The sequence below is a fragment of the Mariniflexile sp. genome (assembly GCF_041583155.1).
In the GTDB taxonomy this organism is placed as follows: Bacteria; Bacteroidota; Bacteroidia; order Flavobacteriales; family Flavobacteriaceae; genus Mariniflexile.
Genome location: NZ_JBFHGK010000011.1, coordinates 84,149 through 97,369, shown reverse-complemented (window position 1 = coordinate 97,369; position 13,221 = coordinate 84,149). Strand labels below are relative to the sequence as shown.

The following is a 13,221-nucleotide window of genomic DNA, read 5'->3' as shown; positions in this document are numbered from 1 at the left end:
TTACCGATAACTGTCCGAATGCGACAATTACGAACGATGCGCCTGCCTCATTCCCAATAGGTGATACTACAGTAACATGGACCGTAACGGATGCCGCTGGAAATGAAGCAACTTGTATACAAACTGTTACCGTAACTGATAACATTAAACCTGTTATTACAGAATGTCCTGCTACAGTTTCTGTTTCTGTAGATGCTGATGCTTGTGAAGTCCTAGCTTCTAATGTTACTTTAGGAACACCAACTTTTACCGATAACTGCCCAAATACAACTATTACTAATGATGCACCTGCCTCATTCCCAATAGGTGATACTACAGTAACATGGACCGTAACGGATGCCGCTGGAAATGAAGCAACTTGTATTCAAACTGTTACCGTAACTGATAACATTAAACCTGTTATTACGGAATGTCCTGCTACAGTATCTGTTCCTGTAGATGCTGATACTTGTGAAGTCCTAGCTTCTAATGTTACTTTAGGAACACTAACTTTTACGGATAACTGTCCGAATGCAACTATTACTAATGATGCGCCTGCCTCATTCCCAATAGGTAATACTACAGTAACATGGACCGTAACGGATGCTGCTGGAAATACTGCAACTTGTACGCAAACTGTAACTGTTATTGACCTACACTCGCCTAAGTTTGTTGAAGCACTTCCAGTAGATGGAACATTTGAGTGTGATGAAATTCCTGAGCCTGCTATTTTATCGGCAATAGACAATTGCGGAACTGTTAATGTGAATTTTAGCGAAATTCGAATTGATGGTGATTGTACAAATAGCTACATAATTCAACGCACCTGGACCGCTAAGGACGATGGAGGTCTTACTGCTACACATACTCAATTAATAACCGTTCAAGATACAAAAGCACCTGAATTAGTAAGCAATTTACAGACATCATTAACCGCAAATTGTGAAAGTATTCCTGAAGTGCCTCAACTTGAATTCTCAGATAATTGTTCTACCGATATAAATGTGGATTTTATTGAAACTAGCACATATAGTACTTCGAATTCAAATTATGAAATAGTTAGAACTTGGACTGTATCAGACACTTGTGAGAACGAAGCCATTTTCAAACAAACCATTGCTGTGACTTTGAACAATTTAGTTTCTCAAGTTTCCGATAGAGTATGTATAGATGATGGTGTAGTAAACCTTGACGATTATTTACCAAATAATCAACTAAATGGATCTTGGGTTGTTTTAGAAGGGTCCACCCAATTAAATGATAACATATTCGATACCGACAACATAGCATTAGGTAATTATAAATTTAGTTATACAACTTCTTTTAATGGATGTTTACATACCATAGAATTGTCCATTGATGTTCATGATGAATGTGTAGTTTACCCTTGTGGACAAGAAGATGTTGAAATATCAAAAGTTATAACACCTAACGGAGATTCACGTAATGAATTCTTTGAAGTCACAGGGATTGAGTCTTGTAATTTCGTAATTGAAATACAAATATTCAATCGTTGGGGAGCTAAAATTTATGAAAATTCTAATTATAAAAATGATTGGAACGGATTTGCACATAATTCGTCTGTAGGCAAAGCAGATAAGGTTCCAAACGGAACATACTATTACATAATTAATTTAAAAAATAGCGGATTGAAGCCTTTTGCAAAAGCATTCTACGTTGGAACTAAATAAAACTTATATCATCATGAAGTTACGAAAGTTTAACATTCTTATTGTTATTTTATTCAATTGCGGGATAAGCTTAGCACAACAACTCCCCCAATTCACACAATATATGTATAATACAATTTCAATCAATCCGGCATATGCTGGAAGTAGAGAAACCTTAAGTATTGTTGGTTTACATAGAAGTCAGTGGGTAGGATTGGAAGGAGGCCCTACAACACAAACATTATCTATACATTCTCCTTTAAACAATGACAGAGTTGGCATCGGTTTGTCTTTTATTAATGACGAGCTGGGATATGAAAACTTCTCGTATTTGTATGGCGATTTCTCATATACCATACCTGTGAATGAGAAAACAAAACTTGCTTTTGGTTTAAAAGGTGGCCTAACCCATTATAGTCTAGACCATGAAATACTAAATGACCCTGATGTTACAACCGATTCCTTTTTTGATGATGTTTCAAATAGATGGAGTCCAAATGTGGGGCTCGGACTTTATCTTCATACTAATAAATGGTATTTAGGTCTTTCGGCTCCGAGAATCTTAAATACAGATTATAATAAAGGCGGTAAAGGCACTGTTGATTATGTTGCCCTAGAGCGTGTTAGTTATTATTTCACAGGAGGTTATGTTCTAGACCTATCAGCTTCTACTAAATTTAAACCAGCCATAATGTTAAAAGCTACTAATGGAGCACCCTTATCCTTTGATATGACTGCTAACTTTTTATTTAATGAAGTATTTTGGATAGGTGGTTCGTATAGAATTGATCAATCTGCAGCTGCTTTTGGAGCTATAACGGACTTTCAAGTATCAAAACAATTACGACTAGGCTATGCCTATGAATATCCAGTATCAGAGATTAGGACTTATACCAGTGGTACGCACGAAATACTATTAATGTACGAACTGTTCAAAAGCAAACGTATTAAATCGCCTAGATTCTTCTAAAACTTTAATTATGAAAACAAATTTTTCAATAATAATACTAATAGGTTTCACTCATGTATTAGTGGCTCAGAGCAAATTAGCTGACAAGTTTTTTGATAATTATGCTTTTGTTAAAGCAAGTGAATTATATGAAAACGCCGTTAAAAAAGGAGATAGCAATGAACACATTTTAACCCGATTAGGCGATTGCTATTACAACAACTCCCAATCGGAAAAGGCTGTTTTTTGGTATGGCAAAGCAGTTAATAAGTATAAAAAAATAGCGCCTGAATATTTATTTAAATACATACAAACTTTAAAAAGCGTTGGAAAATACGATGAAAGTAATAAATGGCTAAAAAAGTTTGTAGAACTTCAAAACAATGATAGCAAAGCAAAAGATTATAACCTAAATAACATAGATAGATATAACGAATTGTTAACCACCAAAGGTAACACCATTATTGAAGTAGTTAACTTACCAATTAACACAGATCAATCCGATTTTGGGTCTTACATTCATAATGGGCAATTGTATTTTGCTTCATCAAAAGGCACAAACGAAACGAAAGTTTACGCTTGGAATAAAGAACCCTTTTTAGATTTATATCAGGTACCAATTACAGAAAAGAACGCAGAAATAGCCTTAGGAACAGTAGATTATATAAAATCATCAAATATAAATTCGGAATATCATGAAGCCTCTGTAGCCATTACAAACGATGGCAAAACAATTTACTTCACAAGAGACAATGTAAAGCGAAACAAAAAACTAAATTATGATGAAAAAGGAACTACCCATTTAAAAATTTATAAAGCAACATTGGTAAATAATAGTTGGGAAGACATTAAAGAATTACCCTTTAATGATGAACTATTTTCAACAGGGCATCCAGCCTTAAGTGCAGATAATAAAACCTTATACTTCGTTTCAGATAGAGATGGTGGTTTTGGTCAAACAGATATATATGAAGTGGATATTCTGGGTGATAACAAATATAGTAAACCGAGAAATTTAGGTAATAAAATAAATACTCAAGGGCGGGAAATGTTTCCTTTTGTGAGTAAAGACAGTTTATTTTATTTCTCATCGGACGGACACTTAAATCTTGGATTATTAGACATATTTAAATCAAATTTTTTAAAAGACAAAACAGCTGAACCAGAAAATTTAGGAGTACCTTACAACAGTGGGTATGATGATTTTGCATTCTTTATAGACACTTCTAACGAAAACAAAAGAGGATACTTTTCTTCCAACAGACCAGATGGTAAAGGCAATGATGATATTTACAGCTTTTACCCTAGAAAATGTACCCAAATAATTAAAGGTACGGCAATAAATAAAGAATCCAACATAAGCTTAAGCAATGTTTCCGTTAAACTCATAGATAAAAATGGAAAAACAATAAGTGAAGTTTTAACCGATGAAAATGGTGCATATGAATTGGAAACGAGCTGTGATAATACCATTATAGTTTTAGCCAGCAAACCTGATTTTGTAGATTTTAGTAAAGAAATTGAATTAGATGAAAAAGATGGAACTACGAATACTGTAGAATTAATTCTGGATCCGCTCATTAAGGACAATCAAATAGCTGTTAACCCAATTTACTTTGATTATAACACGGCAAATATTAGAACGGATGCCGAATATGAATTAGAAAAAGTTATTGATATTTTAAGATCGTACCCTAACATGATTATTAAAATAGAATCTCACTCGGATAGTCGAGGAAATGATAAATACAATTTAAATTTATCTAACAAAAGAGCTATGTCATCTAGAGATTATATTCTATCCAGAGGAATACAAGCAAACAGAATTGAAAGTGCAATTGGGTATGGTGAATCGCAATTGTTAAATAACTGCGACAACACGACAAAATGTACAGAAGAGCAACATGCGGTTAATAGAAGAACACAATTTATAATCATAAAAAAGGAATAATTTCCCATTCATAAATTACTTTTAAAAACACCTAAACCAATCTCGGTTTAGGTGTTTTTTTTTATAAAATAAATTCTGAAAACCAATTACTTAACAATGAATAAAAGATCAAATCATTATCATTTTAATTCATAAAATCACCTCATCAATCTCATTATGAAAACATTGGTTTTTTCATATAAAAAGTGATCTCCTTAAACCGATTTACATTTAGCACTTCAGGTTCATTTTAATCATTTTATCGAGTTTATAAGTTTTATAACACGTTTTTTTGAAAAACATGAAACAAATACGTTCATTTGATAACCCTACTTAATGTTAATATTATGAAACCAAATCTAATTTTTGTAAATAAACATAGCATTGTAGTTAAATCTATCTCCCTCGCATTTACTGTTTTTTCCCTCGAAAACCTCTTTACCGTTTTTATTAATAATCGACCTTTAGATTCTTTGCCGACTTTAACTGTGCGCTAAGTACCTAAAAAACAACATATTTTAGAATATAAAAAAACAAACCTTATTGGCTATGAAAAATAAATTAACTCTTACGTTTTATTCGTTTTTATTATCTCTTTGCGTCTCGTTATTCATAACTATTGAAGGAAATGCACAAGAAAATGGCATTTATGAAATAAATAACAATGCTACCCTTTTAAAGGATACGGCTAAAAAAACGAAAGTTAATGACCGAGAAAATTTTTATGATTTGGCATTTAAGATTCATCCTACTTCTTATGCTAATGATAAAATCATTAAGAAAAACAATAACAATAAATCTTCGAAACTAACATTCAATGATTCGAAATCTTTGGGTTTATTAAACCAAAATAATACCGATTTCAATCATATTGAGTTAGTCACCATTAAATTAAATTCAATTCAGGAATTAAACAAAAAGGTTGATTTAACAAATGCTAATAGTTTTAGTAATTTGAAATATGTTTATATCGTTTGTTCTTTTCAATGTACAGAATCTCAAATAAAAGAGTTTATTCGTTCTAATTCTAATATTAGAATTTTCTATAAAATTGAAATTCCATCCTAAAAACTAAAAGCTAAGATCCATTAAAAGACTAAAAAATGAAACAACTATACTTTAAAAAGACATTCGTAAATAAACTATCAATTAAATTGATGCTATTTGCTTTTTTGTTTGTAGGTATTTCTATTAGTTATAGCCAGGCACCACGCGTTCCCTTTACGCCAAGAAGTTCTAGCGAAACCCCTACAAAGACTAATTACAATATCAAAGGAGATTTTACCATGATAGGAAATACCAATTTGAAGTTGGCAGGGTACACCTACCCTACTTCTCAATCAAATTGGAACGACATGGAATATGTTGATATTGATAACGATGATAGCACTTTAAACTCCTCTTCTGCATTTTTAACGTTTTCAACAGAAAATGGAGCAATTCCCGATTGTTCAAAAATTATTTATGCAGGTTTGTATTGGACAGGTAGAGCTTTTGGCGACAATCAAACTGATACCGAAACATTTACAGTAACAAAACAAATTTCAACAGGAGCTACAGTAACAAAATCATACAACAAACGTAAAGTTTCTATTAAAGGTCCATTAGCCTCAACTTACACTGAAGTAACTGCTTCTGGTATTGCTTTTCCAACAAATGGTGAAGATAGAAATATGTATTCTGCATATGCAGATGTTACTAGTTATGTAAGACAAAACGGTATAGGTAATTATTTTGTTGCCGATATAGCTCTAAGAGAAGGAAATCCTGATGGAACTGGTTTTTATGGTGGATGGGGATTAGTCGTGGTATACGAAAATTCTAAAATGAAGTGGAGAGATATAACCGTTTTTGATGGTCATGCGTATGTGCCAACAGGTATTGCTAGTCGCACCTTAGATGTAACTGGTTTTAATGCTGTTCAAAATGGCAATGTAAACCTGAAATTAGGTGTTATGGCTGGTGAAGGAGATATTGCCTATGCTGGTGATTATTTCAGAATGCTACGACAAGATTTAAATGTTTATGAACCACTTGCTCACAGTAATAACTCTGCAGTCAACTTTTTTAATTCGTCCATTGTAACAGGTGGAAATGCTCGAAACCCAAATTACGCTAATAATACCGGTCTAGATATTGCCATGTTTGATGTTGAGAATACCAACAACAAGTTTATTACAAATAATCAGACTTCAACTTCTTTTAATTTTGGAACCACACAAGACACTTACATTATATTCAACATCACCTTTTCGGTTGATGCCTATATCCCAGAACCAAATGGCCTTTTAACAACTGCTTCTGGAAACGTGAACCCTCTATCGCCAGGCGATTCAGAAAACTTTAAATTAGAAATCAGAAACCAAGGTACTGAGGCTACAAATAATACCATAGTAACACTTCCGCTTCCACAGTATTTAATGGAAGGCAGCGATTTAAATATCACTACTTTTGTACATGATTCAGTTACTACTGCTGGTGTTCCTGTAATTAATGAGCCTAATGCTACGTATCCATTTGGGTATATCACATGGGATTTAGGAACCCTTCCACTTCCAGCAGATCCAAGTACTTTGCTAGCTGAAATTAAACTTACGCTTACTGTAACTACCAATTGTTCCGCTTTAATCAGCGATCCGGAACAAAAAGAATTAAAACTATATGGTTTTTTTAGTGGTGAAGGTGCAATTTCAGGTCAAACCTTTGATAATATTCCTTTTATATATGGTTATGAAAGTGATCCTCCTTGTACCGGTGAGCCAATTACAGAGCCTTTTGTTGTGCAAATTGACTACCAAGACTTTGTGAATCAACCACCAACGGCTAGCAACCCGAGCCCTATTACTGTGCAGTGTTTATCCGAAGTTCCAGAACCTGATGTTTTAGTGGTAACCGATGAGGCAGATAATTCTGGTATAGCCCCTACTGTTACATTCATTTCTGATGTTTCAGATGGAAATAGTAATCCTGAAATAATCACTAGAACTTACCGTGTAACGGATGATTGTAATAATTCAATTGATGTTACACAAACTATAACTATAGATGATGCTACCGCACCCGTTATAACTTTAATTGGTGCAAATCCTCAAATTTTAGAATCGTGCGATTCCTATGTTGAATTAGGTGCTAACGTTTCAGATTGTGAATCAGGTCTAACCGTTACAATCAATGATACTAATGTTAATATGAATATTCCTGGCAATTATACCGTTACTTATAATGTAACAGATTCTGCTGGTAATAGTGCAACTGAAGTAACTAGAACAGTAACTGTACAAGATACTACTGCTCCCGTTATAACTTTAATTGGTGCAAATCCTCAAATTTTAGAATCGTGCGATTCCTATGTTGAATTAGGTGCAAACGTTTCAGATTGTGAATCAGGTCTAACCGTTACAATCAATGATAGTGATGTTAATATGAATATTCCTGGCAACTACACCGTTACCTATAATGTAACAGATTCTGCTGGTAATAGTGCAACTGAAGTGACTAGAAATGTAACTGTACAAGATACTACTGCTCCCGTAATAACTTTAATTGGTGCAAATCCTCAGATTTTAGAATCGTGCGATTCCTATGTTGAATTAGGTGCAAACGTTTCAGATTGTGAATCAGGTCTAACCGTTACAATCAATGATAGTGATGTTAATATGAATATTCCTGGCAATTATACCGTTACCTATAATGTATCAGATTCTGCTGGTAATAGTGCAACTGAAGTAACTAGAACTGTAACTGTACAAGATACTACTGCTCCCGTTATAACTTTAATTGGTGCGAATCCTCAGATTTTAGAATCGTGCGATTCCTATGTTGAATTAGGTGCAACCGTTTCAGATTGTGAATCAGGTCTAACCGTTACAATCAATGATAGTGATGTTAATATGAATATTCCTGGTAACTACACCGTTACTTATAATGTAACAGATTCTGCTGGTAATAGTGCAACTGAAGTGACTAGAACTGTAACCGTACAAGATACTACTGCTCCTGTAATAGACAATACGAATACTGCTAATATTGAAATTGAATGTGGTGTTGGCGATACCGAAACTGCTTTAACAAATTGGTTAAATAACAATGCTGGTGCTACAGCTACTGATAGTTGTAGTTCTGTTACTTGGTCTAATAATTATGGTGATGATGATACTGTTAAATGTGATAATGGTGCTATAACCGTAACTTTTACAGCTCGTGACCCTTACGGGAATTTTGCTACTACTACAGCAACTTATCTTATAAAAGACACAGACAATCCAACCATAACTACCTCTGCATCAAACCTAACTGTTGAATGTGATGGCGCTGGAAATATTGGTGATTTAAACACATGGTTGAGTAATAATGGAGGGGCTCTAGCAAGTGACTCTTGTAGTACTGTGACATGGTCTAATAATTTCACAACATTAAGTGATGATTGTGGAGAAACTGGTTCTGCTACTGTTATTTTTACTGCGACTGATGCTTGTGGAAATACAACCTCTACTAGTGCAGTATTTACAATTACGGACACTACAAATCCTATTATAGATGTCCCTCAAGATGTTACTGTGGAATGTATCTCTGACACATCCTCAGTTAATACAGGTGTAGCTACTGCAACCGATTCTTGTGGTAATGTTACAATCACACAAAGCGATAGCTCGCAAGCCGGTTCTTGTGGTAATACCGTTATAATTACCAGAACTTGGACCGCTACAGATGAATGTGGTAATTCTACTTCAGCAGACCAAATAATCACAACTCAAGATACGACAGCGCCTACATTAATCATTCCCGCTAATGCGACGGTGGAATGTACTGCAGATACCTCCTCTGCTGCAACAGGTGTAGCTACTGCAACCGATGCTTGTGGTAATGTTACAATCACACAAAGCGATAGCTCGCAAGCTGGTTCTTGTGGTAATACCGTTATAATTACCAGAACTTGGACCGCTACAGATGAATGTGGTAACGCTGCTTCAGCAGACCAAATAATCACAACTCAAGATACGATAGCGCCAATCATAGATAATACTAATACAGCTAACATAGAAATAGAATGTGGTATAGGTAATACGGAAACAGCTTTAACAAACTGGTTAATGAATAATGCAGGCGCTACTGCTACAGATAGCTGTGGTGATGTAACTTGGACAAACAATTATGGATCTGATGATTCTGTAAAATGTGACAATGGTGCCATTACAGTAGTATTTACCGCTAGAGATGCTTGTGGAAATACTAGCACAACTACTGCAACATATCTAGTAAAAGATAATACCCCTCCAACAGTTAATACTATCCCTGGCAGTTTGGATGCTACTTTAGAATGTAGTGATACCACCGGGATTTCTGACGCTTTGGGACTTGTTCCTACGGCTTCGGATGATTGTTCTACGGCTGCATTAATACTTGTAAGCGATGTAACAACAGCTGATGACAATTGTGCTAGTGCATATGTAAGAATACGTACTTGGAATTTTGCTGATGGTTGTGGCAATACGAGTGAAACCTTTACTCAAACTATCGTAGTTCAAGATACAACAGCTCCTATAATTACTACCGCTCCCGGTAGCTTGGATACTACCCTAGAATGTAGTGATGATTCAGGAATTACTAATGCTTTAGCACTATTTCCAATGGCTACTGATAATTGTAATGCAACCCCAAACCTTGCTTTAGTTAGTGATATAACAACAACCGTTGTCAATTGTGCTAATTCATATGTAAGAGTGCGTACTTGGAATTATACTGATGGCTGTGGTAATACCAGCTCTGAATTCACACAAACCATTACTATTCAAGATACTACTGCTCCTATAATAACTTCAGTTGCTGGTAGTTTAGATACCACATTGGAATGTAGCGATACTTCTGGAATGGCAACAGCCTTAGCACTGTCTCCTGTGGCTACAGACAATTGCTCCACAACACCTAATTTAGTTTTAGTTAATGATGTAACTACTGCAGATCCAAATTGTGGAAATGCATACATCAGAACCCGTACTTGGAATTTCACTGATAGTTGTGGCAATACTAGTTCAGAATTTACTCAGACAATTACAGTTGAAGACAACACAGCTCCAGTAATAGACAACACTAATATTACTAACTTAGAGGTAGAATGTGGTGTAGATGATACACAAACCGCCCTAACTAATTGGTTAACTAACAATGCTGGTGCTACAGCTACCGATAATTGTGGTAATGTAACCTGGACAAATAACTATGGTGCCGATGATTCTGTGAAATGTGATAATGGTGCCATAACCATAACATTCATTGCGCGTGATGAATGCGGAAATATTAGTTCAACAACTGCGTCATATTTAATTAAAGATACAGACGCTCCTATTATTGCCACACAAGCTTCTAACCTAACAGTTGAATGCGATGGTAGTGGAAATCTTGGTGATCTAAATACCTGGTTATCCAATAATGGAGGTGCTGAAGCTTCAGACGCATGTAGCAATATAACTTGGTCAAATAATTTTACCGAATTAACTAATAATTGTGGCTTAACTGGCAGCGCGCTAGTAACTTTTACAGCTCGTGATGCTTGTGGAAACACTAGTTCAACTACTGCAACCTTTACTATTGTTGACGAAACGGCACCTACAGCTCCAAATGCTCCAGAAAACATAACATATCAGTGCATTGCAGATGTACCTGCTGCTGGTAGTTTAACAGCTAATGATATTTGTGGTGGTGAAATTACTGCTGTTGGAACTGATGAAATCGATAATTCCGATTTGTGTAAAATTACTATAACTAGAAAATGGTCATTTACAGATGAATGTGGAAATACTAGCGAAATATCTCAAACTATTACAGTTGAAGATACTACTGCTCCTGTACTTTCCTTACCAGCTAATGTAACAGCAGAATGTAGTAATGATTTATCTCCTTTGGCTTTTGGTACTGCTACTGCTACTGATAATTGTGATACTAACCCAACGGTAAGTTATACCGATAATATAACCGAAGGGGCATGTTCAGGCACTTATACTATAACACGAACATGGACTGCAACGGATACTTGTGGAAATACGGCAACTGCAAATCAGATTATTTCAACTTCTGATACAACTGCGCCTGAGTTTGTGGAAACAACACTTCCTGCCAACATCATTGTAGAATGTAACACTATACCAGAACCTGAAATGTTAACGGCTACGGATAATTGTGGAACTGCTGAGGTTACTGTAACCGATGTAAGAACGGACGGAAGTTGTGAATACAACTATACCATAACACGTACATATACTGCAACCGATGAATGTGGATTAACAAAAACCCACATCCAAACCATTACTGTTCAAGATATAACACCACCTGTTTTTGTTGAATCCCTACCAGTATCAAACTTAGTAGTAGAATGTGATGCTGTTCCAACAGCAGAAATACTAACTGCTACCGATAATTGTGGTTCTGCAACCGTTACGGTAACTGATGTAAAATCAAATGGAAATTGTGGCAACAATTACACTTTGGCTCGAACTTGGACTGCAACAAATTTATGTGGATTAACAACAACTCACACACAAGTTATTACGGTAAGAGATACAAAAGCACCAACTTTTGATCAAATAGATCTTCCTGCCAATATGACTGTAGCATGTGATGAGGTACCTGTTACCGAAACATTAACAGCTACCGATAATTGTGGTGATGCCATTGTAACAGTAAGCGAAGTTAGAACGAATGGTTCTTGTCCAAACAATTATATTGTTATACGCACTTGGACAGCAACAGATGAATGTGGGTTAACAACAACTCACACACAAATCATCACAGTAGAAGATAACGAAGCTCCTCAGCCTACTACTAACTTTGAAACAGAATTAAATGTTAGCTGTACAAACATACCTGAAGCTCCGGAATTAACTTTTACCGATAACTGTTCTTCTTCATCGAACATCTCAATCGTATTTAATGAAACAAACACATATGTAGAAGGTGTTTATAACGATTACGAAATAGTTAGAACTTGGGTTGTAAAAGACGAATGTAATAACGAAGCAGAGTATAAACAAACACTATATGTAACATTAGATGAAATCATTTCTGACATAGTTGCTGATGACAGATGTTTTGATGACGGCATTATTAACTTAAACGACTTAATTTCCGGAACAATCAATACAAATGGTACTTGGGAATTAATTGAAGGAAACCCTGCAGCAACATTAACTGGAAGCATATTCAACCCAACGTTATTGGAGCTTAGTGAAGATTTTCTTCCACAAGATGGCGGTATGGATTACGTATTCAGATATACCACTACGGATAATGGGTGCATTACCATTACCAATGTAACCATGAATATTAATGCGGATTGTGTTGTGTTGCCATGTGGTGAAAACGATGTTGTTATCTCCAAAGCGGTAACCCCAAATGAAGACTTTATTAACGATTTCTTCTATATATCTGGAATTGATTTATGTGGTTTTGTTGCCGATGTTAAAATATTCAACAGATGGGGAGCTTTAGTTTTTGATTCCGAGAACTACCCTTTAGTTAATTCTGTTGAAATTAAATCAACGCCTCCAGCCAATGCTTGGACGGGTAATGCTAGTAAAAAATCTGTTGGGAATGCAGGTAAATTACCTAACGGTACTTATTACTACATAGTAACTTTAAAAGACAGCGGATTGGCACCATTTACTGGACCAGTTTACTTAGGAACCAAATAAACCTTAACC

General features: G+C 35.2%; 5 protein-coding genes. All 5 read left to right on the top strand.

What is annotated here, in order from left to right:
- The coding region (locus ABYI63_RS06145) for an HYR domain-containing protein (protein ID WP_372754526.1) at positions 1-1,670 on the top strand (1,670 nt) is incomplete at its 5' end.
- Between the two features lie 13 nt (positions 1,671-1,683).
- Positions 1,684-2,619 (top strand): type IX secretion system membrane protein PorP/SprF, encoded by a 936-nt coding sequence (locus tag ABYI63_RS06140; protein WP_372754524.1) that lies wholly within the window; start codon positions 1,684-1,686, stop codon positions 2,617-2,619.
- Between the two features lie 10 nt (positions 2,620-2,629).
- Positions 2,630-4,549, top strand: a complete 1,920-nt coding sequence (locus ABYI63_RS06135) for an OmpA family protein (RefSeq protein ID WP_372754522.1) — start codon at positions 2,630-2,632, stop codon at positions 4,547-4,549.
- Positions 4,550-5,077: 528 nt separating this feature from the next.
- Entirely contained in the window at positions 5,078-5,596 is a 519-nt protein-coding gene (locus tag ABYI63_RS06130) for a hypothetical protein (protein ID WP_372754520.1), read from the top strand.
- Between the two features lie 35 nt (positions 5,597-5,631).
- Positions 5,632-13,212 (top strand): immunoglobulin-like domain-containing protein, encoded by a 7,581-nt coding sequence (locus tag ABYI63_RS06125; protein WP_372754518.1) that lies wholly within the window; start codon positions 5,632-5,634, stop codon positions 13,210-13,212.
- Positions 13,213-13,221 lie beyond the last annotated feature (9 nt).